This is a genomic window from Paraburkholderia sp. 32, assembly GCF_050435345.1.
GTDB lineage: Bacteria > Pseudomonadota > Gammaproteobacteria > Burkholderiales > Burkholderiaceae > Paraburkholderia > Paraburkholderia tuberum.
The window spans coordinates 1,175,707-1,199,870 of record NZ_JBNDKD010000003.1 but is presented as its reverse complement, the minus strand read 5'-3'; the positions used below and the strand labels follow the sequence as shown (position 1 = coordinate 1,199,870).

Sequence of the window (24,164 nt, the reverse complement as noted above, 5' to 3'; positions counted from 1 at the left end):
CTCTGATCAACGATAAACGGCGAGGCCGAGAAGGCCGCACACGGACACGAGCAAGCTGGCCCGGAACAGGGAGGGGTGCCACACCACGCGATAGAGGCCCGTATAGGCGATCACGCGATCGACGAGCCAGGTCAGCGCGGCGCCCGCGATGAACAGCAGCACAATGGCTGGCACATAGGCATCGAGCACGGCGATATCACGCGGCATGAGGAACTCCTTTTTCTTCTGATGCGTCCGCGCGCGCGCCGATCGCCGAGGCAAGCGGCGATTGCGGATCGAGCAGCGCGGTACGGATGAAATGCAGTTGACTGAGGATGCGCAACAGCTGATGGCGTTCTTCACGCGATGGCGTGAAGCCGGCCATCAGCTGCTGCACTTGCGCGATCGCATCGGCGGTCGCCGCGAGCGCGCGCGCGAAGTGCTGCTGCCGCGGCCGCTCGAACAGCGCCGCGAGCGCATCGCGCAGCGCGCGCAGCGCGACGCGCCACGGTGCCGCTTTGTGGTAGCGCGGCTCGTTGGGCAGCGTCGCGATTTCGCGGCGCAGGTCGATCATCGCGTTGCCGATCTCCAACACCGAAAACAGCCAGCGCAGCGTGTCGCGCTTCGTTTCGGGCTCGTTCTGCGACAGCGCGTCGATCTGGAACATCAGATCGCGCGCGCCGCTTTCGAAGCGCGAGCGCACGCGTGCCAGACCCGCGCGGCCGGCCAGCACCACCTGGCGGCGCAGGTCGACGAGCAGACGGTTGCGCAGCCACGGCGTCGACGGCGGCAGCAGCACCGCGAACGCGATCGACGACACCAGCATCGACAGCACCAGCGCGAGCGCGTCGTTCATGAACGCACTCGGGTCGTAGTGAATCACGTTGTCGGGGCCGGCGAGGAAGCAGAAGAAGATGCAGTAGCCGACGCCGTAGCCCGCGAGCGTCGCACGCGTGGTCATCAACACGCCGAGCAGCAGGAACGGCGTGAGCGCGACGCACAGCATCACGAAGCCGTCGATGTGCGGATACACGCCGAACACCGCGATCATGCCCATCAGCGTCGCGAGCACCGTGCCGCCGGCCATCTTGAACGCGGTGCGCTTCGGATCCGGCGACGCCGACGCGAGCGCGCACACGGTCGCTGCGACCAGCGTCAACGTCGAGCCGCTCGGCCACGCGGTGGCGATCCAGAACGCCCCGAGCACCGTCATCACGATGGCCGCGCGCAGGCCCGCGACGCCGGCCGCGATCGCGTTGGTTTTCGGCTCGTAGCGCTCGATCCAGCGTTCGCGCGCGTGCTTGTCGACGGCGAGCGACGCGTAGGTCGCCGCGTACGCATGCAGGTCGTCGATGAAGCGGTACAGCAGCTCGGCGCCCGTGTCGAAATCGAGCAACGGCGCGTCGGGGTGCGTTTCGAGCTCGTCGCGCGTCGCGCGCACGCGTTTGGGCAACTCGCTCCTGTAGGTGTCGAGCTGGGCCGCGGCGTGCGCGGCGTCGGCCGCGCTCAGCACCGGCTCGCCCGACTTCGCGAGCAACGGCGCGATCTCCTTGAAGTACGGTTCGAGCGCGGCGATCGCGATCGCCGCGCCGTGCGTGCCGCTGTCGCGCAGACGGTTCATCAGCTGATGCAGCGCGTGAAAGCGCGTCGACGCGGTCATGAACTCGCTGTTCAGACGCGCGAGGCGCCCGCCGCGCATCCGCGAATCGGGGCCTTCGAACACGGCGATGCTGCGCGCGGCCTCGAAGCCGACGATGTCGGCGACGAAGCGCGCATTGGTCGCCTCGATCTGCGCGCGATCGTTGCGCCCGGCAAGCGACGCCGACACGTACTCGACGAACGCGGAGAAGCGCGCACGCACGGTGCTGCGCATCTGCAGGCCGGCGAACTGCGGAAACACGAGGCCGCTGACCGCACCCGCGCAGATGATCCCGATCACCACTTCCGCGACCCGCGTGAGCGCGCTCAGGAACGCGCCGTCCGGATGCTGCGAAGCGGGGATGCCGATCAGCGCGGCCGTGTAGCCCGCCAGCACGAAGCCGTACGAACGGAAGTTGCGATTGCGCGCGGCGCCGGCGGTGCAGATGCCGACCCAGATCGCGGTCGTGACGAGGAACAGCTCCGGCTGCTGCGCGAACAGTCCGATCAGCGCGAGCATCACGACGAGACCGACCAGCGTGCCGCAGATCCGATAGAAGCTCTTCGCGAACACTGCGCCGCTTTGCGGCTGCATCACGATGAACACGGTGGTCATCGCGGTGCGCGGCTGCGGCAGATCGAGCTTCATCGCGATGCCGAGCGCGAGGAAGCACGCGGCGAGCGACTTGAACAGATAGATCCATACGAGGCCGTCGGTGCGCGCCCAGTGGGCGGCGGCTTCGTAGAGCGCGGCGAACGAGGCGGGGCGCGCGCTCGACGGGGAGGGCGAGGAGGACATGGCCTTCCTTACTCGGACGCGGGCGCGTTCGGGGCGCGCGAGGCGGTGGTGGCAGAGGTGATGGCCGCGTTGGTCTTTGCGTTGGCGTTCGCATCTGCATCCGCATCCGCTGTTGCCGTGTCGCTACTCGCCGCGCCGCTCTTGCTCTCACCGCTGCCCTTGCCATGCGCCGGCAACGTTTCGTTATCCCGCGGACCGTTGGCCGGATCGTCGAGACCGCCGCCGAGCGCCGTCATCAACGACGCATGCGCGCCGAGCCGCTCGGCCTGCACTTTGGCGACACCTTCCTGCGCGCGCAGCAACTGGTTTTGCGCGACCAGCACGTTCAGGTAGTCGGTCAAGCCGCGCCGGTAGCCTTCGCGCGACAGCTCGTAGTTCCTGCGCGCGGCGGCGACCGAGCGGTCGGCGTCGTCGGCCTGGGTGGTCAGCGAACGGATGCGGATCACCTGGTCGGAGATGTCCTTCAGCGCGCCCACGATCGACTGGTTGTAGCGCTCGATGGCCTCGTCGTAGCCCGCCGACGCCGCGCCGAGCTGCGAGCGCAGCCGGCCGCCGTCGAAGATCGGCAGCGTCAGCGCGGGACCCACGCTCCAGCTATGCGACGGACTCTTCAGAAACTGGAACAGCGGCCCCATCGCCGCATAGCCGCCGATCGACGCGAGCAGGTTGATGTCCGGATAGAACCCGGCCTTGGCGACGTCGATGCCGCGCGCCTGCGCGGCGACCGTCCAGCGTGCCGCGACCACGTCGGGCCGGTGGCCGATCAGATCCGCGGGCAGCGCGGCCGGCAGACCAGCGGGCGCGGCGAGCGACAGCGCCGGGCGCTGGATCGCGTCGCCGGCGCCCGGACCCTTGCCCGCGAGCGCGGCCAACTGATTGCGGCCGAGCGCGATCTTCTCCTCGATCGCGTCGATCTGGCGCTCGTACTCGGGCATCGGCGTCTCGGCCTGGCTCACTTCGAGCTGCGTGCCGATGCCGCCCTTCAGGCGCCGGTTCGCGAGGTCGACGATCTGCTGCTGTTGCTGCAGCGTGGCCTTCGCGATGTCGAGCAACGCGTAGTTCAGCGACATCTCGATATAGGTGCGCACGACGTTCGCCTGCAGTTCGAGCTGCGCGGCGCGCGCGTCGGCGGCGCTGGCGTGCGCGAGGTCGAGCGCGCGCTCGGCGGCGTTCTTGTCCTTGCCCCAGAAATCGAGGTGATACGCGAGGCCGAGCGTGCCGGTGTTGTTCCACGACTGCTCGCCGGCGAGCGGCCCCGGACCGTAGAACACGTTGTCGGCCCACTGCTGGCGCTGGATCGACAGGCTGCCGTTGACTTGCGGCGCGAGCGCCGCGCGCGCGACGCCGGCCATCGACGCCGCCTCACGCACGCGCGCCTGGGCGACCGCGAGACTGGGATTGCCGGCTTGCGCGTCCGCGATCCACCGGTCCAGCTGCGGATCGTCATAGGCGCGCCACCAGTCGGCGGCGGGCCACTGCGCGTCGGCGTTGGCGGCGCGGATTGCGTTGCCCGCATCGAGCGACGCAGGATTGATCGTGTGCGTTTGCGGCGCGACGCCTCCGGTACTTGCGCATCCGGCGATTGTTAATAGGATCGTAAGAACCGCGGCCGCGGCGATCCCTTTGAGTACCGGAGACTGCACGATTTCCTCCAAATTTGACTATAGAAGCTTGTGCGCAATTATATTTTTTGATCGATTGCGGAATAACCGGTAAAGATGCAAGGCATTTTTACCAGACATGAGACAATCGCCATTGCTGATCGTGTAACAATCGATGCCGATTTCTGAGGATAGGTATGGACACGCTTCAAAACATGCGCGTTTTCGTCCGCGTCGTCGAAGCGGGCAGCTTCACGGGCGCCGCACAGCATCTGAATACGACGACGGCCTACGCGTCGCGCGCGGTTTCCGATCTGGAAGCGCATCTGCGCACACGGCTTTTGAACCGGACCACGCGCCGCATCGCGCTGACCGAAGCTGGCGAGCGCTATCTGCAGCGCTGCGAGCAGATTCTCGCGTACGTGGATCAGGCGGAGGCCGAGGCGAGCGACGCGCACGCGCGTCCGTCCGGCAAGCTGAAGGTTCACGCGATGACGAGCTTCGGCCAGCACTACGTGGTGCCGGCCGTAGGCCGTTACCAGCAGCGCTACCCGGACGTGCATATCGAACTGACGCTCGCGCAGCGCATGCCCGATCTGCTCGACGAAGGCTTCGACGTGTCGCTGACGCTCGCGACCGGCCTGCCGGATTCGGGGCTCGTGTCGCAGCGCCTTGGCAGCGCGTTCAGCATTGCGTGCGCGTCGCCGGCGTACCTCGAACGGCGCGGCGTGCCGCAAACGCCTGCGGACCTGGCGCAGCACGTCTGCCTGCAGATGGTGACGCCGGTGAATCCGCCGGACAAATGGACCTTCGACGGCCCGCACGGCGAGGAAGTGGTCTCGCTCGGCGCGGCGACGTTTCAGGTGAACGTGGCCGAGGCGATGGTCGTGGCCGTCGCCCAGGGCATGGGCGTAGCGCTGATTCCGATCTACTCGGCGATCAGCCGTTTGCGCAGCGGCGAACTGGTGTGGCTGATGCCCGGGTACACGTCGCAGCAGATGAATCTGTATGCGCTGTATCCGTCGCGGCAGTATCTCGATGCGAAGATCCGCACGTGGGTCGAATTCCTGCGCGACGAGTTGCCTTCGACGCTGGCGGCGGATCAGGAGGAGTTGCGGCAGTTCGCGCGGACCTGACCGATCTGCTCGTCATGCATTGACGTTCGAGCGGCACGCGGAGTGCGGCACGCGGAGTGCGGCACGCGGAGTGCGGCACGCGGAGTGGGTACGCGGCGTGACAGCCTGTTACACACGCGCCGCGCCGCAACATTTCTTTACTTCTGCCGCGCAGCCGATTTGTTAACGTGTCGTTCACGCGTCGCCGCTCTGGCCGGACGCGCTGGATTCGCCGCCGTTCGGCGCCTCGCAACCACTGAAGGACGACACATCCATGGATACGCACCTGATGATCGGCTTGGCCGTCATGTTTGGACTGATCGGCGTCGCCGCGTCGCGCGATCTGCTGCGCCGCATGCGCGAACAGCAGCCGCAGCTCGTGCCGGTCGAGGTCGAGTCAAAGGATGCGCCGCGGCGCGAGCGGTGAGCGGCGGCGGGTTGATCTGATGCAAGAGGCCCGCACCCGCTAGATCTCGACGACCTTGTCCCACGCAAACAGCGGATTTTCCCACTGGCGCGTGCGCCGGTCGAAATAGCCGCGCGGATTGCACACGACGCGCGTGCCGTCCACCACGTAGTCGAACGACGTATGCGTGTGGCCATGAATCCACAACGCGACAGGCGCGCGCACGAGCTCGGGCAGATGGTTGACGAAGCCCGCCGACACGCGGTCTTCGGCAAAACGCCCGGCCAGGCTCAGCCGATGCGGCGCGTGATGCGTGACCACGATCGTTTGGCCGGCGAACGGTTTGGCAAGCTCGCTTTCGAGCCACGCGCGCGCATGCTGGTGCAGCGCGAGCGAATCGGCGGGCGTGAAGTCGCGCGCGGCGTCGCGCGGGTCGTGCGGCCAGTTCATCTGGATCAGCCCGCGATAGTCGAGCATGACCCGGCGCGCGGCGACGATCGATTCCTCGATTGCATCCGGTGTCGCGCCGTACAGCGCGAAGTCGGTCCACAACGTCGTGCCGAGCACGCGCCAGTGGCCCTGGCTGTCGACCAGCGCGGCGTTGTTCAGCATATGCACGTTGTCGACCTGCGCGGCCGCGTCGAGCATCGCGCTCTCCAGCGCGCCGAATTCACCGTCGTAGTACTCGTGATTGCCCGGCACGTAGACGACCGGCACCGCGTCGTCGAACGCCTGCGCGGCCCAGCGCGGGCCGGCCGCATGATTGTGGATGTCGCCCGCCAGCACCACGAGATCCGCCTGCGCATGCGGGATCAGTTCAGGCTCGTCGTTTTCCAGATGCAGATCGGACAGCACGCGAATCTTCACGGACGCGACTCCTGCAAAACGCCTGCGCGCCGGATCGCGCAGGCTTCAGATATTAGCGTAGCACCTTGCCCGGATTCATCAGGTTCAGCGGATCGAGCGCCTGCTTGATCGCGCGCATCATCCGCACCTCGACGTCCTGCTTGTAGCGGGCGGCTTCGTCGATCTTCAACTGGCCGAGTCCGTGTTCCGCGCTGATGCTGCCGCGATGCGCATCGACGCTGTCGTAGACGATCCGGTTGATCGGGCTCTGGTACTGCCGCAGAAACGCCTTCGCATCGACGCCCTCGGGCGCCTGCACGTTGTAGTGCAGATTGCCGTCGCCGAGATGGCCGAACGTGACCATGCGCGCGCCCGGCGCGGCTTGCGCGATTGCCGCATCGGTCGCTTCGATGAAATGGCCGATGCGTGAAATCGGCACCGCGATGTCGTGCTTGATGTTCAGGCCCTCCTCGGCCTGGGCGAGCGGAATGTGCTCGCGCAGATTCCAGAACGCGCGAGACTGCGCGAGGTTTTCCGCCACCACGGCGTCTTCCACGAGACCTTGTTCGAGCGCGGTTTCCATCAGCCCCTCGAACAGCGTGCGCGCGTGCACTTCGCTTTCGCTGTCCGACAGTTCGAGCAGCACGACCTGCGCATGCGGTTCGGCGAACGGATAACGCATCTGCTCGAAGTGCCGGCCGACGAGGCGCAGGCAGAAATCCGACATCAGTTCGAAGCCGGTCAGGAGCGGCCCGGCGACGCGTTGCGTGAGCGCGAGAAAATCGAGCGCCGCATGCGGTGATGCGAGCGCGGCGAGCGCGGTGACGCGCGCGGCCGGCTGCGGATGCAGCTTGAGCACCGCCGCGGTGATCAGGCCCAGCGTGCCTTCCGCGCCGATGAACAGGTCGCGCAGATCGTAGCCGGTGTTGTCCTTGCGCAGCCCGCGCAGGCCGTCCCACAGTTCGCCTTGCGGCGTCACCACTTCGAGGCCGAGGCATAGCTCGCGCGAGTTGCCATAGCGCAGCACGCCGGTGCCGCCCGCGTTGGTCGACAGATTGCCGCCGATCGTGCAGCTGCCTTCGGCGGCGAGGCTCAGCGCAAACAGACGCCCGGCCGCTTCGGCGTGCTTCTGCACGTCGGCGAGGATCACGCCGGCTTCGACCGTGATCGTGTTGTTGTGCGGATCGATGTCGCGCACGCGATTCAGGCGGCGCAGGCTGATGACCGCCTGCGCGCCGCTCGCGTCGGGTGTCGCGCCGCCCGCGAGGCCGGTGTTGCCGCCCTGCGGCACCAGCGCGACGCAATGTTCGACCGCGAGCCTGACGAGCGCGGCGGCTTCCGCGGACGTGGCCGGGCACAGCACCGCGCAGGCCGCGCCGGTGTAGCGGCGGCGCCAGTCGGTCAGAAAGGGAGCGGTGTCGTGCGAATCGGTCAGTACGTAAGTCGCGCCGATGGCGTCGCGGCAGGCGGCGAGAAAAGCGGTGTGGGTCATGTGGATCGGTTGACGGTGTCGGGGCCTGGGCGTCAGGCGGGCGGGGTCGGTTCGCTGGCGGCTTGCTGTGCAGCCTGCTTTGCAGCCTGCTTCGCAGCTCGTTTCGCCGCGCGCTTGAACGGTCCGACATACGCGAGTGCGCAGGTGAAGAAGATCATGGCGAGCGCCGCTTGAAGCCAGCCGAGCCGCGCGCTCAAGCCATGATCGCTCCAGCCACGCACGACGCCTTCGGCGAAATACAGCAGGATCAGCATCGACGCCCATTGCATCGTGTAAAGCCGACGTCGCCACACGCCCGGCAACGCGCAGAGTAGCGGCAACGCTTTCAGCACGAGCAGCGAGCCGCCAGAGCGCAACGGCGCGAGCCACCATTCCCATGCGACGGCAAGCACGATCATCGAGACCAGTGTGAAAGCGGCGACGAGCGCGGCGGCAGCTTTGGGTTGCACGGGCACGACGGTCGTAGATGCCGACGCGTTGGCCGCGAGGCTTGCGGGCGCCGCGTTCGCGTGGCCCCCGGAGTTCGTGGCCGCGAGTTCAGCGCCACCCGCGTCACGACGGGCGTCGTCGCGTTCGGTCGGTTGCGGATCCGGTTCGTTCACGGCTTTACGCTCACGGCCTTTCGGACATCGACGCCGCCGTGCGCCCAACGCGCGCACCAAGCGCAATCGCCAGCGTCCGTTCGTCGGCGGAGATGCCATGGCCGGTCGTGCCCGCGCGCGCGTAATGCGACGCGCCGTACGGCGTGCCGCCGGTCTGCGTGGTGGACAGCGCGCTCTCCGTGTATGGAATGCCGACGATCAGCATGCCGTGATGGAGCAGCGGCAGCATCATCGACAGCAGCGTGGATTCCTGGCCGCCGTGCAGGCTGCCGGTCGACGTGAACACGCAGGCCGGCTTGCCCGACAGTGCACCGGATAGCCACTGCGGCGTGGTGCCGTCGAGAAAGTATTTGAGCGCGGCAGCCATGTTGCCGAAGCGGGTCGGCGAACCGAGCGCGAGGCCCGCGCATTCTTCGAGGTCGCGCAGCTCGACGTACGGTGGTCCTTCGGCGGGAATGTCCGGCTCGCTCGCCTCGCAAACCGTGGAAACCGCCGGCACGGTGCGCACGCGCGCCTGCATGCCGGGGACGCTGTCGACGCCGTGCGCGATCGCCAGCGCGAGCTCGCGGGTGGCGCCGTGACGGCTGTAATAAAGCACGAGAATGTCTTTCATAGGCCTCATCATTGAACGGGTATTATAGGGGTTCGGTCAGTTGCACAGGCCGCTCATAGCCGTTCGGCCAGGAGCTTCGGCCAAACGCCGCGCGGAGTTCCCGCAGTCCCGGTCTGACGGTTCAGCAAGCAAGGAGGCAGGTTTGTTGGTTAGGATGCGTTTCGATCTCGACACGCTCAAACGGCTCGCGCAATTCGCGGCGCAACGCATCGGCGAGGACCGGATTCCGCAGGTCGCGGGCAGCCTGACGTTCACGACGATGCTCGCGCTCGTGCCGCTCGCCACCGTCGCGTTTGCGCTGTTCACCGCGTTTCCGATCTTCAGCTCGTTTCAGGCGTCGCTGCAGTTTTTTCTTGCCGACCACCTGATGCCCGCGCAACTGAACGATCAGATCTTCAAGTATCTGAACCAGTTCGCATCGAAGGCCAAAGGGCTGACCACGATCGGCATGATCATCCTGTTCGTCACCGCGGTGATGACGATGATGACCGTCGAGTCCGCGTTCAATGTGATCTGGCGCGTGCGCAAGGCGCGGCCCGTCGCGCAGCGCATTCTCGTGTACTGGGCGATCATCACGCTCGGTCCGATCCTGATCGGCGTGAGCCTCTCCATCTCGTCGTATGTGTTCACGCAATCGATGTCGTTTAGCGCCGCGCAGCGCATCACACCGCTGATCGAATGGGCGCTCGCGAGCGCCTCGCTGCCGTTCACGATGCTCGCGTTCACGATCCTTTACGTTTATCTGCCGAACTGCCGTGTCGAATGGCGCGACGCGGTGGTCGGCGGCGTGATCGCCGCGGTCGCGTTCGAGCTCGCCAAGCGCGGCTTCGGCTACTACGTGCGCCGTATTCCGACCTATACGGCGGTGTACGGCGCGTTCGCCGCGGTGCCGCTGTTCCTGTTGTGGATGTACCTGTGCTGGTTCATCACGCTGACCGGCGCGATGATCGCATCGGCGTTGCCGGCGATTCGCATCGGTCAGTTTCACCGCCCTGTGTTCTATGGCAGCAATCTGTTCGATTCGCTCGAATTGCTCGCACGGCTGTGCGAGGCGCGTGAGAGCGGCAGACGCGGCTACACGATGCCCGAGCTTGCCCGGATGCTTCGCCGCGACAAGGATACGACGCTGATGCTGTTGCAGCGTCTCGAGGAGATCGAGTGGATCGCGCGGCTGGAGGAGGACCATACCGGCCCGCACTTCGTGCTCCTCGCGAACCCGGCGCAGGTGACCGTGCAGCGGCTGTACGACCTGTTCGTGATCGACCGCGCGGAGCTTACGTATCAGCTCGAACTCGACTCCACACGCGTGGACGGCGGCATGCTGCTCGCCGCGCTCGACAACGACCAGCTGAAGGTGACGCTCGCCGCGTTGCTCGCCTCGCGCGCGGCGGCACGGGCGGCGCGAGCCGGCGATGGCGAGCGCGCGGCGGCTTCGATGCCGCACCAGGCGGCGTGATAGGGCCGCCAGACTTCGAGCCGCCCCGATAAAACTACAACGAAATCTTCCCCACGCAGATGTCCTTGAACATCACCCAGTCGCCCATCAGGCTGTAAAACGGATGACGGAAGGTGGCAGGCCGGTTCTTTTCGAAGAAGAAATGGCCGACCCACGCGAAGCCGTAGCCGCACACCACGGCCGCCGGCAACCATAGCCAGTCGCCGGTGGCGAGCGCCATCGCGAGGCAGCCAATGACGCCGAGCGAGCCGACGAAATGCAGCCGCCGCGACACGAGATTGCGATGCTCGCTCAGGTAGTACGGATAAAACTCCGCGAAGTTCGCGAAGTGATCGGTATGTGCTGTATGAGCCATGACGGCCTCCGGAGGCTGAAAAAGACAGCTTCGATCATTCTCCGGCGATCGCCTGCCTGGCGCAACCTGGCCATTCGGCAGATGGCGCGGCGGGTTCGGCGTGGGTATCGTGGTCGTTCGGCAGTGATTCGGTGGCGATTCGCAACGGCATTCCCGACGGCCGCCCGCGGAGCACCGAGGCGCGCGGCGAGCGGCCATCGCGCGCCCCTTCAGCCCGCTTCGTGCGGCGGCCGCGAAGCGAAGCCATAGAGCGCATCGAGCGTCGCGTCGGGTTGCTCGGTCATCAACGCGTGGCCCGCATCGAGCGTGACGGTGTCGACCGGCGTGCCCGCCTGCGCGAGCGCATCGGCAAGCGCTTTCGCCGCGCGCGGCGGCGTCATCGCATCGCGCCGGCCAACGATCAGGCGCGTGGCGCAACGCACCTGCGCCGCACGAGCGTGGCCGTCCGCATAGGTATGGCAGGCCGTGAAGTCGGTGTGGAACAGATGCGGCTCGCCGCCGGCGGACACGTGCTCCATCAGCCGCTGGTTCATGCCGTGCAGCCAGAAACCGGGGCCGGGGCACGAGGGCTTCGCGGCGAGCGTCGAATGCGACCACTGGTTGACCATGCCGATTGCCTCGGGCTCGCGATTGAGCGCGGCGTCGAGCAGCGCGTCGGAGACCGTCATCGGCAGCGCGGTGGCGAGCAGCGCAAGATGCGTTGCGCGCTGCGGATAGCGGCCGGCGAAGTCGAGCGCGATCAGCGAGCCCATGCTGTGACCGGCGACGAACGCACGCGTGACGCCCACGGCGTCGAGCAGCGCAGCGAGCCAGTCGGCCAGCGCGGCGATGCTGGCGAGCGCGGGGCCGGCGCTGCGTCGGTGGCCCGGCAGATCGACCGCGAGCACGCCGAAGCCGTGATGCGCGAAGTAGCGGCTTTGCAGCGCCCACACGCAGTGATCGTGCTCGGCACCGTGGATGAACACGGCGGTTGGCAGGCTCGCGTCGAAGGGTTTGCCGCCGGTGTAGGCGTAGGCCGGTTTGCCTTGAACGCTGACGATCATGCGGACTCCGGGCGGGCAGGGGTGCTCGTGGCGGCGGGCGCGGCAGTGGCGGTCTGTTGCGAGGCGCTGCTCGGCGTTGCGGTACGACCGCCGCTCGCCGGTTGCGCGGTTTTTTGCGCGGCCTTCAGCGCGCGCTTGAGATCGTCGATCAGGTCATCCGGATCTTCGAGCCCGATCGACAGGCGGATCGTGCCTTCGGTGATACCGGCCGCGGCGAGCGCGGCGGCATCCATGCGGAAGTGCGTCGTCGATGCCGGGTGAATCACCAGCGAGCGCGCGTCGCCGACGTTCGCGAGGTGCGAGAAGAGCGTGAGCGCTTCGATGAAGGCGCGCCCGGCCGCGCGGTCGCCGCGCAGGTTGAAGCTGAACACGGCGCCCGCGCCGCGCGGTAGCAGCCGCCTGGCGAGCGCGTGGTCGGGATGCGTCGGCAACTCGGGATAGGCGACCGATTCGACCGCCGCATGACCGGCGAGAAACTCGACCACGCGCCGTGTGTTGACGACGTGACGCTCCATGCGCAACGGCAGTGTCTCGATGCCTTGCAGCAGCTGCCACGCGGCCTGCGGATGCAGGCACGCGCCGAAGTCGCGCAAGCCTTCCCGACGCGCGCGCAGCAGGAACGGCGCGACGGTGCTTTCCTCGGCGAATACCATGCCGTGGAAACCGTCGTACGGCTCGGTAAATTCGGGAAAGCGGCCGGAAGCCTCGAAGTCGAACGTGCCGCCGTCGACCAGCACCCCGCCGATCGTCGTGCCGTGGCCGCCGAGAAACTTGGTCGCCGAGTGGTAGACGAGGTCGGCGCCGTGCTCGAAGGGGCGCAGCAGGTAGGGCGTCGTGAAGGTCGAGTCGACCAGCAACGGCAGGCGGTGCGCGTGCGCGATCTGTGCGAGTGCGGCGATGTCGAGCACGTCGAGGCCCGGATTGCCGAGCGTTTCGCCGAATAGCAGGCGCGTGTTGGGGCGCAGCGCGGCGCGCCACGCGTCGAGGTCGCCGGGCTTGACGAAGGTCGTCTCGATACCGAAGCGTCGCAGCGTGTAATGCAGCAGATTGTGCGAGCCGCCGTACAGCGCGCTCGACGCGACGATGTGCGAACCCGCGCCCATCAGCGTCGCGATCGCCAGATGCAGCGCGGCCTGGCCGCTCGCGGTGCCGATCGCGCCGGCGCCGTTTTCGAGCGCGGCGACGCGCTCCTCGAACACAGCGACGGTAGGATTCGAGATGCGCGAGTAGACGTGGCCGGCGCGCTCCATGTTGAACAGCGCGGCGGCATGATCCGAGTCGCGGAACGAAAACGACGTGGTCTGGTAGATCGGCGTCGCGCGCGCGCCGGTGGCAGGGTCCGGGGCTGCGCCGGCGTGCAGCGCAAGCGTATCGAAACGGTTGGCGGACATCGTGGGCGGCGGGCCGCGAGCGGCCTCGCGAAAGATCGGGGTGGGCGGCCATCCTACCATTGGCGCGCGCCGCTTCAAGCGCGGTTTTCCCGCGGGTTCCTGCGGCTCGTGCCGGGAGCGGGGCATGCTCGCAATGTGGAAGTCAGACGAATTCGAGTCTCCGAAGCCCGCCGCGCCTTGGCTGGCGGGCCGCTTTCCTTTTATGGGCCTTTCCGATAGGATCGAAAAAACATTTCATGCACTGCAAGATTGGCGGTATCAGGAGATAGATCATGCGAGTCAGCGACATTCTTAAAGTCAAGGGCAATACCCTTTTTACGGTCACGCCGGATACCACGCTGCATGACGCCGTCAATACCATGGCCGAGCACGACATCGGCTCGCTCGTCGTGATGGAGTACGGCGACCTCGTCGGCATGCTGACGTTTCGCGAAATCATTCTGACCTTGAGCGAGAACGGCGGCAGCGTCGGCACCTCGACGATCCGCAAGGTGATGGACGACCATCCGCTCACCTGCACGCCCGAAACCGACGTCAACGAAGTGCGCCGCATGATGCTCGAGCATCACGTGCGCTATCTGCCCGTCATGGAAAGCCGCACGCTGATGGGCGTCATCTCGTTTTACGACGTCGCGAAGGCGGTGGTCGAGGAGCAGGGGTTCGAGAACCGCATGCTGAAGGCCTATATCCGCGACTGGCCGGAAGAGCAGGAAGGACAGGACCAGCAGCCGGCCCAGCAGCCGGCGCGTTGATGCGCGTGGCTCGAAGGTCGCGCTCCGGCCGTCGCCGCGAGCGCGAATCCGCCGACAGGGCGCGCGCGCAAGCGGGCGCTTTTTTTGTGTCTGGAGCTGGTGCGGACGGATTGCGGCAGCCGCGTGCGCGAGTCGCGGCGATCCGCTTGCCGGCCGTGCCGCCCGCGTCATCGCCATTTTTCCGCGCCGTTCTCCTGACTTCATGAACGATCGTCCGTTGCCCGCTGCCCGCCGCGCCGCTCGCGCGCACGAAGCGCACGAATCCCAGTTCCGCCTGCTCGGCCAGCGCCGCTTCGCGCCGTTCTTCTGGACACAGTTTCTCGGCGCGATGAACGACAACGTGTTCAAGATCGGCTTCACGTCGCTCGTCACGTATCACGCGGCGCGGTTTTCGGGCGTCGACCCGAAAACCGCGGCGTTCCTGATCTCCGCGATTTTCATTCTGCCTTTCGTGCTGTTTTCGGCCACTTCCGGCCAGATCGCGGACAAGTACGACAAAGCGTTGCTCACGCGCCTCGTCAAGACTTTCGAGATCGCGGTGATGCTGGTCGGCGGTGCGGGGTTCTGGCTGCATGGCGCGCCGTTGCTGTACCTGTGCACGTTCCTGATGGGCGTGCATTCGACGGTATTCGGGCCGGTCAAGTACTCGTATCTGCCGCAGCATCTGTCGCAGGCGGAGCTAGTCGGCGGCAATGGCATGGTCGAGATGGGCACCTTCGTCGCGATCCTGATCGGCACGATCGTCGGCGGCGCGGGCGCGGGGTTCGCCGAGCATGGCGCGGTGGTGCTCGCTTGCGCGTGTATCGCGATCGCGCTGATCGGGCGCGCCGTGTCGGGCTTCGTGCCGGCTACGCCCGCGCCGCAGCCCGGGTTGCGCATCAACTGGAACCCGGTCAGCGAAACGTGGCGCAATCTGAAGCTCGCGCACGAAAACCGCACGGTGTTTCTTGGTCTGCTCGGCATTTCGTGGCTGTGGTTCGTCGGCGCGACGTTCCTCGCGTCGTTCTTCAACTTCGCGAAGGACGTGCTGTCCGCCGATCCCGACGTCGTGACCGTGCTGCTCGCCACGTTTTCGATCGGCATCGGCATCGGCTCGCTGTTGTGCGAACGGCTCTCGAAGCGGCGGATCGAAGTCGGCCTCGTGCCGCTCGGCTCGATCGGCATGAGCGTGTTCGCGATCGATCTTTTTTTCGCGAGCCACGCGCTGCCGCCGGCGGGGCATCTGCTCAGCGTTGGCGAATTTCTCGCGCGGCTAGCGCATTGGCGCGTGCTCGCCGATCTGTTCCTGCTCGCGATGTTCGGCGGCTTTTACAGCGTGCCGCTGTATGCGCTGATCCAGAGTCGTAGTCAGCCGAGCCATCGCGCACGCATCATCGCCGCGAACAACATCCTCAATTCGCTGTTCATGATCGTGTCGGCGCTGATGGCGGTGGGCCTGACCGCCGCGGGCTTCAGTATTCCGGCGATCTTCCTCGTCACCGCGCTTCTGAATGTGGTCGTCGCGGGCTACATCTATTCGCTCGTGCCCGAGTTCCTGCTGCGCTTCATCGCGTGGCTGCTCGTGCATACGTTCTACCGGATCCGGCTCGTGCACGCGGAGCGGATTCCGGAGCAGGGCGCGGCGGTGCTCGTGTGCAACCACGTCAGTTTCGTCGATGCGATCGTCATCATGGCCGAAAGCCCGCGGCCGATCCGCTTCGTGATGGACCACCAGATCTTCCGCTCGCCGTTCGTCGGCTGGCTGTTCCGGCACGCGAAGGCGATTCCGATCGCGTCCGCGCATCAGGACGCGGCGCTGCTCGCGCGTGCGTACGACCTGTGCGCGCAGGCGCTCGCGGACGGCGAGCTCGTCTGTATCTTTCCCGAAGGGAAGCTGACGCGTACCGGCGAGCTGAATCCGTTTCGCCACGGCGTCGCCGAGATCGTCAGGCGGACGCCGGCGCCCGTCATTCCGATGGCGCTGCGCGGGCTGTGGGGCAGCGTGTTTTCGCGCGCGGTGGACGCAACCTGGCCGCGGCCGATCAGCAAAGGTGTGATGAGCCGGCTGAGCCTCGCCGTCGGCGAGCCGATCGACTCGGCGCTCGCGACGCCGGAGACGCTGCAGCGGATCGTGACCGAGCTGCGCGGCGCCCGCAAGTAGCCGTGGGCCGGTGCGCGGACGCCGAGATGGCGGGCTCGCCCACCATCACCCGCTTTCGGCCGAGTGCGCCCAGGCCGATCGGCCATCGCCGTCGCCAGGCCCGGCTTCGAGACGAGCGGGCTGGCATAATAGCGTTCTCCCCGTATTTCTTTGGACGACGCTCATGTCCGGCAACACGCTCGGTACGCTTTTCACTGTCACGACCTTCGGCGAATCGCATGGCCCCGCTATCGGCTGCGTGATCGACGGCTGCCCGCCGGGCATGGCGCTCAACGAAGCCGACATCCAGTTCGAACTCGATCGCCGCAAGCCGGGCACGTCGCGCCACGTGACGCAGCGCCAGGAAGAAGACAAGGTCGAGATCATCTCGGGCGTGTTCGAAGGTCAAACCACCGGCGCGCCAATTGCGCTGCTGATCCGCAATACCGACCAGCGCAGCAAGGACTACGGCAACATCGCGGAAACGTTCCGCCCCGGCCACGCCGACTACACGTACTGGCAAAAGTACGGCATTCGCGACTACCGCGGTGGCGGCCGCTCGTCGGCACGGCTGACGGCGCCGGCGGTCGCGGCGGGCGCGGTCGCGAAGAAGTGGCTGCGCGAGAAGTTCGGCACCGAAATTCGCGGCTATATGGCCGCGCTCGGCGAGATCGACGTGCCGTTCGTCGATTGGGCGCAGGTGCGCGAAAACCCGTTTTTCGTGCCGAATGCGGAGATCGTTCCGCAGCTCGAGGCGTATATGGACGCGCTGCGCAAGGACGGTGATTCGATCGGCGCGCGCATCAACGTGGTTGCCTCCGGTGTGCCGGTCGGCCTCGGCGAGCCGCTGTTCGACCGCCTCGACGCCGACATCGCGCACGCGATGATGGGCATCAACGCGGTGAAGGGCGTCGAGATCGGCGCCGGCTTCGCGAGCGTCGCGCAACGCGGCTCGGTGCATGGCGACGAGCTGACGCCGGAAGGTTTCGTCGGCAATCACGCGGGCGGCGTGCTCGGCGGTATTTCGACGGGGCAGGACATCACGGTGTCGATCGCGATCAAGCCGACGTCGAGCATTCGCACGCCGCGCCGTTCGATCGACAAGGCGGGGAACCCCGCGATCGTCGAGACCTTCGGGCGGCACGACCCCTGCGTCGGCATTCGTGCGACGCCGATCGCCGAGTCGATGCTTGCGCTCGTGCTGATCGATCACGCGCTGCGCCATCGCGCGCAATGCGGCGATGTGGCGGTGAGCACGCCGAAGATCGCGGCGAGCGCGCCGTAACCCTGACGCGGTCCCGCGATTGGCGGCGAACGAGCCGCCATAAAAAAGAATAGGGAAGGGGACCAACGAAACGCGCAAGAATGCGCGCAGACGAAAGCGCGAGCGCGCTATCGGAATTTGCCTGCGCGACGCTGCCGGTTATCGCGCAGCGCCGCACAGGCAGACGGCACATCAATCACATATTCGGATAGTTCGGACCGCCACCGCCTTCCGGCGTGACCCACACGATATTCTGCGTCGGGTCCTTGATATCGCAGGTCTTGCAGTGCACGCAGTTCTGCGCATTGATGACGAGCCGCTCGCTGCCGTCGTCGTTCTTCACGAACTCGTACACTGCAGCGGGGCAATAACGCGCCTCCGGTCCCGCGTAGGTCTGCCAGTTCACGTTGACCGGCACGGTCGGATCCTTCAGCGTCAGGTGCGCCGGCTGGTTTTCTTCGTGGTTCGTGTTCGAGATGAACACCGAGGAGAGCCGGTCGAACGTCAGCTTGCCGTCCGGCTTCGGATACGTGATCGGCTTGCACTGCGAAGCCGGCTTCAGCATCTCGTGATCGGAATGCTGATGATGCAGCGTCCACGGCACGTTGCCGCCGAGCAGCTTCTGCTCGAGACCGACCATCAGCGTGCCGAGGTAGAGACCCTTGCTCATCCACTGCTTGAAGTTACGCGCGCGATACAGCTCGGTGTAGAGCCACGACGTCTTGAACGCTTCCGGGTAGGCGCTCAGTTCGTCCGACTGACGGCCGGCCTGCACGGCGTCGAACGCGGCATCGGCGGCGAGCATGCCGGTCTTGATCGCGGCGTGCGAACCCTTGATGCGTGACGCGTTCAGGAAGCCCGCGTCGTCGCCGACCAGTGCACCGCCCGGGAACACCAGCTTCGGCAACGACATCAGGCCGCCCGCGGTGATCGCGCGCGCGCCGTAGGACACGCGCTTGCCGCCTTCGAGAATCGCGCGGATCGCCGGATGCGTCTTGTAGCGCTGGAATTCCTCGAACGGCGACAGATACGGATTCGAATAGCCGAGGCCGACCACGAAGCCGACCACGACCTGGTTGTTGTCCATGTGGTAGAGGAACGAGCCGCCGTACGTGTCGTTTTCGAGCGGCCAGCCGGCCGTGTGCATCACCAGACCCGGCTTGTGCCTGGCGGGATCGATCTCCCACAGCTCCTTGATACCGATGCCGTACACCTGCGGATCGACGCCGTCGCGCAGCTTGAACTTCTCGTTCAGCTGGCGGCCGAGGTGGCCGCGCGCGCCTTCGCAGAACAGCGTGTACTTCGCGTGCAGCTCCATGCCGAGCTGGAAGTTTTCGGTCGGTTCGCCGTCCTTGCCGATGCCGAGGTTGCCGGTCGCGACGCCCTTGACCGAGCCGTCGTCGTTGTACAGCACTTCGGCCGCCGGAAAGCCCGGGAATATCTCGACGCCGAGCGCCTCGGCCTGCTGACCCAGCCAGCGCGTCACGTTCGCGAGGCTGATCACGTAGTTGCCGTGGTTCTTGAAATTGTCCGGCAGCGCCCAGGTCGGCACGCTCTTCGCGCCCGTCTCCGAGAGGAACAGGAAGCGGTCTTCGGTCACGTCGACCGTCAGCGGCGCGCCTTTTTCCTTCCAGTCCGGGATCAGCTCGGTCAGCGCGCGCGGGTCCATCACCGCGCCCGACAGAATATGGGCCCCGATCTCAGAGCCTTTTTCGAGTACGCACACGCCAATGTCAGCGCCTCGTTCGGCGGCGCGCTGCTTCAGGCGAATGGCCGCCGACAGGCCCGCAGGGCCGCCGCCGACGATGACGACGTCATACTCCATCGACTCGCGCGGGCCGTACTGCTCAATGAGACTTGCGGGGGTCATTGATGCTCCTCTTACCGTTAGAATGTCCGTTAGAATGCTTTTTTCGGGTTCGTATTGTGGGCGATCGATTCCCGCGCCGCAACCCGAAATCCGCAGATTAGCACGACCGTACTATTTCATGATACGGTATAGACCCTTAGTCGGGTCCTACCGAACCCGTCAACCGCAGTTGTCACCACAACCGAACAAGGAAAGACAATGGGCCGTTCGATCAATCTGGAAGGCAAGGTCGCGCTGATTACGGGCGCCTCGAGCGGGCTGGGCAAGCGCTTCGCGCAGGTGCTGTCGCAGGCGGGCGCGAAGGTCGTGCTGGCGAGCCGACGTACCGAGCGGCTCAAGGAGCTGCGCGCGGAAATCGAGGCGTCCGGCGGCGCCGCGCACGTCGTGTCGCTCGACGTGACCGACTATCAGAGCATCAAGTCGGCGGTCGCGCATGCGGAGACCGAGGCCGGCACCATCGATATCCTCGTCAACAACTCGGGCGTGTCGACCACGCAGAAGCTGTCCGAGGTCACGCCGGCGGACTTCGAATACGTGTTCGACACGAATACGCGCGGCGCGTTTTTCGTGGCGCAGGAAGTCGCCAAGCGCATGATCATGCGCGGCAACAACGCGCAGAAGCCGTCGTACCGGATCATCAACATCGCGTCGATGGCGGGCTTGCGCGTGCTGCCGCAAATCGGCCTGTATTCGATGAGCAAGGCCGCGGTCGTCCACATGACGAAGGCGATGGCGCTCGAGTGGGGCAAGCATGGCATCAATGTGAACGCGATCTGCCCCGGGTATATCGACACCGAGATCAACCATCACCACTGGTCGACCGATCAGGGCCAGAAACTCGTGGCGATGCTGCCGCGTCATCGGGTCGGCAAGCCGGAGGATCTCGATGGGCTGCTCCTGCTGCTCGCGGCGGATGAATCGCAGTTCATCAACGGCTCGGTGATCGTCGCCGACGACGGCTTCGGACTCGCGTGAGCGGGTTGTCCAAAGTTTCAAAAGTCAGGCAGAAAAAGGAAGAACGGAAGTACGGAATGAGCGATTTTCACGCAGTTTTCGAAATGACGATGCCGATCCGCTGGGGCGACATGGACGCCTTCGGTCACGTCAACAACACGGTTTATTTCCGCTACATGGAGCAGGTGCGGATTTCCTGGTTCGAGCACATGGACTTTGTCGGCCAGCGCGCGCACGGGCAGGGGCCGGTGATCGTCAATGCGTCGATGGAGTTTCTGAAGCAGCTGCACTATCCGGGCGACGTGATCGGCCGGATGTCGGTGGCGACACCGGGGCGCAGCAGCTTCGATACGGCTTTCGAGCTCCTGCGCGCCGATGAGCCGGATACGCTCTATGCGCGAGGCGCCGCGCGATGCGTGTGGATCGACTACGCGGCGGGCAAGTCGGTGCCGGTGCCTGACGTACTGCGCGCGGCCATCGAGAGCGCGGCGCTCGTCAAGGCGGCCTGAGCGCGCGGCTTGACAGCGCTGTCGCGCGCTTCAAACGCCCTCTCTCAATCCCCGAGCAGCCGCTGCAACAGCTCGGTCGCATTGCCCGTATCGTATTTGCGCATGAGCCGCGCGCGGTAGACGTCGACCGTGCGCGGGCTGATGTCGAGCACGCGGCCGATCTGCTTGCTGGTCTTGCCCGTCACCAGTTGCGCGGCGATTTCGCGCTCGCGTGGCGTCAGCTCCACCGCGACCCGCCGGGTTGCGCTCAAATCCTCGAAGGTCCAGACACCCGCCGCGTGCGGGTCGGTGCGCTGCTGCGCGCGGCCCGTCACGTGACACCAGAACAGCTCGCCGTTCGCGCGCTTCATGATCCGGTCATCCGCGTAGCTGCCTTGCGCGGTCATGATCGGCGGAATGCGCGCGCCGATCCGCTCGAACTCATCCGCCGACGGATACAACACCTGGAACGACTGACCGATCAGCGCGTCGCGCGCGTAGCCGAATATCGACGCTAGCTCGTCGTTGCAGTCTTCGATGGTCCGCTCGCGGGACAGCACGAGTCCGATCGGCGCGAGGTGAAACGCAGTGCGGTAATCCAGGGCGGGCATGGGCGGGCGGCAAGTACTTATGTATTTTTGCGTATTGTGCCGCATGGCGGGCTCAGCGTACTCTTTCGGGCGGATGACAACGCGGCTCAAGCCGCGGATGACTAGAATGACGTAGCGGTATCGTGAGGCGACGTGAAGTTCACCCGTTGCGATATCAGCCGCAATGATCCGGCGGCCTGCGTACACGTTTCGGGTTTCCATAAAGGAAGGGACATACAGATGAACAAGGTCTATCCAGGCGCCGCCGAGGCGCTGAAGGACATCGTCAAGGACGGGCAGACGTTCGCCGTCGGCGGCTTCGGGCTGTGCGGCATTCCTGAGGCGCTGATCGCTGCGCTGCGCGATTCGAAGGTGCAGGGCATCACCTGCATCAGCAACAACGCGGGCGTCGACGGTTTCGGCCTCGGCCTGCTGCTCGAGACGCGTCAGATCAAGAAAATGATCTCGTCGTACGTTGGCGAAAACAAGGAGTTCGAGCGCCAGTACCTGGCCGGCGAACTCGAGCTCGAATTCACGCCGCAAGGCACGCTCGCCGAGAAGCTGCGCGCGGGCGGCTCGGGCATCCCGGCGTTTTTCACGAACACCGGCTACGGCACGCAGATCGCCGAGGGCAAGGAAACCCGCCAGTTCGGCGAGAACCACTACGTGCTCGAACATTCGCTGACCGCCGATGTCGCGCTCGTCAAGGCATGGAAGGCCGACAAGGCCGGCAACCTGATCTATCGCCGCACCGCGCGCAACTTCAATCCGATGTGCGCGATGGCGGGCCGCATCACCGTCGCGGAAGTCGAAGAGATCGTCGAAGTGGGCGAGCTCGATCCGGACGCGATCCATACGCCTGGCATCTTCGTGCAGCGCATCGTGCTGAATGCGCATCCGGAAAAACGCATCGAACAACGCGTCGTCCGCGCGAAAGGAGACTGATCATGGCATGGACTCGTGACGAAATGGCCGCGCGCGCGGCGAAGGAACTGCAGGACGGCTTTTACGTGAACCTCGGCATCGGCTTGCCGACGCTGGTCGCGAACCACGTGCCGGCGGGCGTCGAAGTGTGGCTGCAGTCGGAGAACGGTCTGCTCGGTATCGGCCCGTCGCCGACCGAAGACGAAGTCGACGCCGACCTGATCAACGCCGGCAAGCAAACGGTGACGACGCTGCCCGGTTCGTCGATTTTCTCTTCGGCGGATTCGTTCGCGATGATTCGCGGCGGCCACATCAATCTCGCGATTCTCGGTGCGATGCAGATCAGCAGGAAGGGCGATCTCGCGAACTGGATGATCCCGGGCAAGATGATCAAGGGCATGGGCGGCGCGATGGACCTGGTCGCGGGCGTCAAGCGCGTGGTCGTGCTGATGGAGCACGTCGCGAAGGGCGATCAGCACAAGATCCTCGAAGAATGCACGCTGCCGCTGACGGGCGTGGGTGTGGTCGACGAGATCATTACCGATCTCGGCGTGATCGAAGTGACCGAAAACGGCTTGAAAGTGACCGAACTCGCGCCGGGTGTGAGCGTCGACGAAATCAAGGCGAAAACCGGCGCGCCGCTCGATGTGAGCGCGGTGAGCTGACGCGGCTTGAAACGCCGCTGCGCGCGTCGGCGCGACCGCGCGGCGGCAACGGTGTGTTCCGGACGGGCGAGACGTGAGTCTCGCCCGTTCTGTTTTTGGCGCGCGGCGGCGGATGCGCCGGACGGTTGGATCGACCTTCCTAAGCCTTCTGGCCGATGCTTGCCGGGCGACGAAGCGGTTTACAATCGTTTGCAGCCCAATCCGCAGCGTCTTTGCAAGGACACCAGATGGCCGCAACGACTTCCGCTTCCACCACCGGGCGGCCCGCGCCGCGTCAACGTTACGTGCGGTGCGCGAGCGCTGCCGGCCTGCATCGCGTCGCCTATACCGAGTGGGGCGACCCGGACAATCCCCGAGTGTTGCTGTGCGTGCACGGACTCACGCGATCGGGGCGCGATTTCGACCGCCTCGCCGCCAACTTCGCGGACACCTATCGCGTGGTGTGCCCGGACGTGGTTGGCCGGGGCTTGTCGTCGTGGCTCGCGAACCCCAACTTATACGCGGTGCCGCAGTACGTCTCCGACATGGTCACACTGATCGCGCGGCTCGACGTCGACACCGTCGACTGGTTCGGCACCTCGATGGGCGGCCTGATCGGCATGGGGCTCGCCGGCCTGCCGGACACGCCGATCCGCAAGCTGCTGCTGAACGACGTCGGGCCGCATCTGGAGCCGGTCGCGGTCAAGCGCATCGGCGATTACCTTGGCAAGCCCGCACGCTTCGAAACGCTGCAGCAGGGCGTTGACTATGCCGCGCAGCTCGCGCAGAGCTTCGGACCGCTGACTCCCGACGAATGGCGCGAAATCAATACGCCGTTGCTGCGCGAAGAGGACGGCGCATGGGTGCTGCGCTATGACCCGCGCATCGCGCAGCCGTTCGCGGCGGTCGCCGAGGAAGCGGCGAAGCTCGGCGAGGCGGCGCTGTGGCATTCGCTCGCGTCGTTCCAGGGGCCGGTGCTGGTGGTGCGCGGCGAGCAGTCGGATTTGCTGTCGCGTGAAACGGTCGCGAAGATGGTGTCGACCGCGCGTGCCGCTTCGAGCGTGGAGATCGCCGGCGTCGGGCATGCGCCGGCGTTCCTGGCGGCGGACCAGATCGCGCTCGCGAGGGAGTTCTTCATCGGTCAGGCCGCGAACGCGTCATAATATTGAGTTCCGCATGACGATTTCATCGGCAGTGTCGTGTGGGACGTAGTTCGATTAACC

At 66.0% G+C, this 24,164-nt stretch carries 23 protein-coding genes; 11 read left to right on the top strand and 12 right to left on the bottom strand.

The features are described from left to right. Positions 1-6 precede the first annotated feature (6 nt). Genes OKW26_RS28135 through OKW26_RS28125 form a run of 3 tightly spaced genes read right to left on the bottom strand, consistent with a single transcriptional unit; the run spans position 7 to position 4,059 of the window. A complete protein-coding gene (locus OKW26_RS28135; protein ID WP_018421177.1) occupies positions 7-207 on the bottom strand; it encodes a DUF1656 domain-containing protein in 201 nt (66 codons plus the stop codon). Continuing rightward, positions 197-2,416 carry an FUSC family protein gene (locus tag OKW26_RS28130; RefSeq protein ID WP_429355853.1) on the bottom strand — a complete coding sequence of 740 codons (2,220 nt, stop codon included), beginning with the start codon at positions 2,414-2,416 and terminating at the stop codon, positions 197-199. Before OKW26_RS28130 ends, OKW26_RS28135 begins: the two co-directional genes overlap by 11 nt. 8 nt (positions 2,417-2,424) lie before the next feature. Beyond that, a complete protein-coding gene (locus OKW26_RS28125; RefSeq protein ID WP_429355852.1) occupies positions 2,425-4,059 on the bottom strand; it encodes an efflux transporter outer membrane subunit in 1,635 nt (544 codons plus the stop codon). Between the two features lie 155 nt (positions 4,060-4,214). On the opposite strand from OKW26_RS28125, the gene OKW26_RS28120 reads away from it, so the two are divergent. Continuing rightward, complete coding sequence (locus OKW26_RS28120) at positions 4,215-5,153, top strand: LysR family transcriptional regulator (protein WP_184063634.1); 939 nt, start codon at positions 4,215-4,217, stop codon at positions 5,151-5,153. A gap of 253 nt (positions 5,154-5,406) precedes the next feature. Next, a complete protein-coding gene (locus tag OKW26_RS28115; RefSeq protein WP_429355851.1) occupies positions 5,407-5,559 on the top strand; it encodes a hypothetical protein in 153 nt (50 codons plus the stop codon). A gap of 39 nt (positions 5,560-5,598) precedes the next feature. On the opposite strand, the gene OKW26_RS28110 is transcribed toward OKW26_RS28115, so the two are convergent. The 4 genes from OKW26_RS28110 to wrbA are packed head-to-tail and all read right to left on the bottom strand — an operon-like array spanning position 5,599 to position 9,091. Beyond that, positions 5,599-6,405, bottom strand: a complete 807-nt coding sequence (locus OKW26_RS28110) for a metallophosphoesterase (protein ID WP_429355850.1) — start codon at positions 6,403-6,405, stop codon at positions 5,599-5,601. A 52-nt stretch (positions 6,406-6,457) separates the two neighbouring features. After that, positions 6,458-7,876, bottom strand: a complete 1,419-nt coding sequence (locus tag OKW26_RS28105; RefSeq protein WP_429355849.1) for an FAD-binding oxidoreductase — start codon at positions 7,874-7,876, stop codon at positions 6,458-6,460. Positions 7,877-7,908: 32 nt separating this feature from the next. Beyond that, a complete protein-coding gene (locus OKW26_RS28100; RefSeq protein ID WP_429355848.1) occupies positions 7,909-8,478 on the bottom strand; it encodes a DUF2069 domain-containing protein in 570 nt (189 codons plus the stop codon). Positions 8,479-8,488: 10 nt separating this feature from the next. Next, positions 8,489-9,091: an NAD(P)H:quinone oxidoreductase gene (gene wrbA / locus OKW26_RS28095; RefSeq protein WP_184063646.1), complete on the bottom strand. Its 603-nt coding sequence runs from the start codon at positions 9,089-9,091 to the stop codon at positions 8,489-8,491. 142 nt (positions 9,092-9,233) lie between these two features. Here wrbA and OKW26_RS28090 point away from each other — a divergent pair, with 142 nt between their 5' ends. Continuing rightward, positions 9,234-10,547 (top strand): YihY family inner membrane protein, encoded by a 1,314-nt coding sequence (locus OKW26_RS28090; RefSeq protein ID WP_429355847.1) that lies wholly within the window; start codon positions 9,234-9,236, stop codon positions 10,545-10,547. A gap of 34 nt (positions 10,548-10,581) precedes the next feature. Here OKW26_RS28090 and OKW26_RS28085 read toward each other — a convergent pair whose 3' ends face one another. From OKW26_RS28085 to OKW26_RS28075, 3 genes are all read right to left on the bottom strand, one after another. Next, complete coding sequence (locus OKW26_RS28085; RefSeq protein ID WP_184006183.1) at positions 10,582-10,902, bottom strand: Mpo1-like protein; 321 nt, start codon at positions 10,900-10,902, stop codon at positions 10,582-10,584. Positions 10,903-11,111: 209 nt separating this feature from the next. Then, a complete protein-coding gene (locus OKW26_RS28080) occupies positions 11,112-11,945 on the bottom strand; it encodes an alpha/beta fold hydrolase (RefSeq protein WP_429355846.1) in 834 nt (277 codons plus the stop codon). Continuing rightward, on the bottom strand, positions 11,942-13,336 hold the full coding sequence (locus OKW26_RS28075; protein WP_187610890.1) for an O-acetylhomoserine aminocarboxypropyltransferase: 1,395 nt from the start codon (positions 13,334-13,336) through the stop codon (positions 11,942-11,944). The genes OKW26_RS28080 and OKW26_RS28075 overlap by 4 nt, the downstream gene beginning before the upstream one ends. A gap of 272 nt (positions 13,337-13,608) precedes the next feature. Between OKW26_RS28075 and OKW26_RS28070 the strand changes: the two genes are divergently transcribed. The 3 genes from OKW26_RS28070 (at position 13,609) to aroC (ending at position 17,492) form a co-directional block, all read left to right on the top strand. Next, positions 13,609-14,088, top strand: coding sequence for a CBS domain-containing protein (locus OKW26_RS28070; protein ID WP_429355845.1), 480 nt, complete (start codon positions 13,609-13,611; stop codon positions 14,086-14,088). Between the two features lie 202 nt (positions 14,089-14,290). Beyond that, complete coding sequence (locus OKW26_RS28065) at positions 14,291-16,228, top strand: MFS transporter (RefSeq protein WP_429355844.1); 1,938 nt, start codon at positions 14,291-14,293, stop codon at positions 16,226-16,228. 163 nt (positions 16,229-16,391) lie between these two features. Beyond that, positions 16,392-17,492: a chorismate synthase gene (gene aroC / locus OKW26_RS28060; protein WP_429355843.1), complete on the top strand. Its 1,101-nt coding sequence runs from the start codon at positions 16,392-16,394 to the stop codon at positions 17,490-17,492. Positions 17,493-17,667: 175 nt separating this feature from the next. Here the strand turns inward: aroC and OKW26_RS28055 are convergent, their stop codons facing one another. Beyond that, positions 17,668-19,341, bottom strand: a complete 1,674-nt coding sequence (locus OKW26_RS28055; RefSeq protein ID WP_429355842.1) for an electron transfer flavoprotein-ubiquinone oxidoreductase — start codon at positions 19,339-19,341, stop codon at positions 17,668-17,670. Positions 19,342-19,539: 198 nt separating this feature from the next. On the opposite strand from OKW26_RS28055, the gene OKW26_RS28050 reads away from it, so the two are divergent. Together OKW26_RS28050 and OKW26_RS28045 are read left to right on the top strand one after the other, a co-directional pair. Further along, positions 19,540-20,316: an SDR family oxidoreductase gene (locus OKW26_RS28050; RefSeq protein WP_018421159.1), complete on the top strand. Its 777-nt coding sequence runs from the start codon at positions 19,540-19,542 to the stop codon at positions 20,314-20,316. Positions 20,317-20,372: 56 nt separating this feature from the next. Then, the gene (locus OKW26_RS28045) at positions 20,373-20,804 is read left to right on the top strand and encodes an acyl-CoA thioesterase (protein ID WP_090800991.1); all 432 of its coding nucleotides are present in this window, start codon (positions 20,373-20,375) and stop codon (positions 20,802-20,804) included. A 44-nt stretch (positions 20,805-20,848) separates the two neighbouring features. Here the strand turns inward: OKW26_RS28045 and OKW26_RS28040 are convergent, their stop codons facing one another. Then, positions 20,849-21,394 (bottom strand): LuxR C-terminal-related transcriptional regulator, encoded by a 546-nt coding sequence (locus OKW26_RS28040; RefSeq protein ID WP_018421157.1) that lies wholly within the window; start codon positions 21,392-21,394, stop codon positions 20,849-20,851. A 219-nt stretch (positions 21,395-21,613) separates the two neighbouring features. Between OKW26_RS28040 and OKW26_RS28035 the strand changes: the two genes are divergently transcribed. From OKW26_RS28035 to OKW26_RS28025, 3 genes are all read left to right on the top strand, one after another. Further along, entirely contained in the window at positions 21,614-22,318 is a 705-nt protein-coding gene (locus OKW26_RS28035; protein ID WP_090800989.1) for a CoA transferase subunit A, read from the top strand. Between the two features lie 2 nt (positions 22,319-22,320). Continuing rightward, positions 22,321-22,962, top strand: coding sequence for a CoA transferase subunit B (locus OKW26_RS28030; protein ID WP_184021841.1), 642 nt, complete (start codon positions 22,321-22,323; stop codon positions 22,960-22,962). A gap of 227 nt (positions 22,963-23,189) precedes the next feature. Beyond that, positions 23,190-24,104 carry an alpha/beta fold hydrolase gene (locus tag OKW26_RS28025; protein WP_429355841.1) on the top strand — a complete coding sequence of 305 codons (915 nt, stop codon included), beginning with the start codon at positions 23,190-23,192 and terminating at the stop codon, positions 24,102-24,104. Positions 24,105-24,164: the final 60 nt, after the last annotated feature.

Bases quoted from the DNA above. Each gene is read 5' to 3' on its own strand.
- OKW26_RS28065 (WP_429355844.1), top strand. From the start codon at position 14,291: ATGAACGATCGTCCGTTGCCCGCTGCCCGCCGCGCCGCTCGCGCGCAC.
- OKW26_RS28085 (WP_184006183.1), bottom strand. From the start codon at position 10,902: ATGGCTCATACAGCACATACCGATCACTTCGCGAACTTCGCGGAGTTT.
- OKW26_RS28025 (WP_429355841.1), top strand. From the start codon at position 23,190: ATGGCCGCAACGACTTCCGCTTCCACCACCGGGCGGCCCGCGCCGCGT.
- OKW26_RS28105 (WP_429355849.1), bottom strand. From the start codon at position 7,876: ATGACCCACACCGCTTTTCTCGCCGCCTGCCGCGACGCCATCGGCGCG.
- OKW26_RS28050 (WP_018421159.1), top strand. From the start codon at position 19,540: ATGGGCCGTTCGATCAATCTGGAAGGCAAGGTCGCGCTGATTACGGGC.
- OKW26_RS28130 (WP_429355853.1), bottom strand. From the start codon at position 2,416: ATGTCCTCCTCGCCCTCCCCGTCGAGCGCGCGCCCCGCCTCGTTCGCC.
- OKW26_RS28135 (WP_018421177.1), bottom strand. From the start codon at position 207: ATGCCGCGTGATATCGCCGTGCTCGATGCCTATGTGCCAGCCATTGTG.
- OKW26_RS28030 (WP_184021841.1), top strand. From the start codon at position 22,321: ATGGCATGGACTCGTGACGAAATGGCCGCGCGCGCGGCGAAGGAACTG.
- OKW26_RS28040 (WP_018421157.1), bottom strand. From the start codon at position 21,394: ATGCCCGCCCTGGATTACCGCACTGCGTTTCACCTCGCGCCGATCGGA.
- OKW26_RS28055 (WP_429355842.1), bottom strand. From the start codon at position 19,341: ATGACCCCCGCAAGTCTCATTGAGCAGTACGGCCCGCGCGAGTCGATG.
- OKW26_RS28080 (WP_429355846.1), bottom strand. From the start codon at position 11,945: ATGATCGTCAGCGTTCAAGGCAAACCGGCCTACGCCTACACCGGCGGC.
- aroC (WP_429355843.1), top strand. From the start codon at position 16,392: ATGTCCGGCAACACGCTCGGTACGCTTTTCACTGTCACGACCTTCGGC.
- OKW26_RS28045 (WP_090800991.1), top strand. From the start codon at position 20,373: ATGAGCGATTTTCACGCAGTTTTCGAAATGACGATGCCGATCCGCTGG.
- OKW26_RS28120 (WP_184063634.1), top strand. From the start codon at position 4,215: ATGGACACGCTTCAAAACATGCGCGTTTTCGTCCGCGTCGTCGAAGCG.
- OKW26_RS28070 (WP_429355845.1), top strand. From the start codon at position 13,609: ATGCGAGTCAGCGACATTCTTAAAGTCAAGGGCAATACCCTTTTTACG.
- OKW26_RS28075 (WP_187610890.1), bottom strand. From the start codon at position 13,336: ATGTCCGCCAACCGTTTCGATACGCTTGCGCTGCACGCCGGCGCAGCC.
- wrbA (WP_184063646.1), bottom strand. From the start codon at position 9,091: ATGAAAGACATTCTCGTGCTTTATTACAGCCGTCACGGCGCCACCCGC.
- OKW26_RS28035 (WP_090800989.1), top strand. From the start codon at position 21,614: ATGAACAAGGTCTATCCAGGCGCCGCCGAGGCGCTGAAGGACATCGTC.
- OKW26_RS28115 (WP_429355851.1), top strand. From the start codon at position 5,407: ATGGATACGCACCTGATGATCGGCTTGGCCGTCATGTTTGGACTGATC.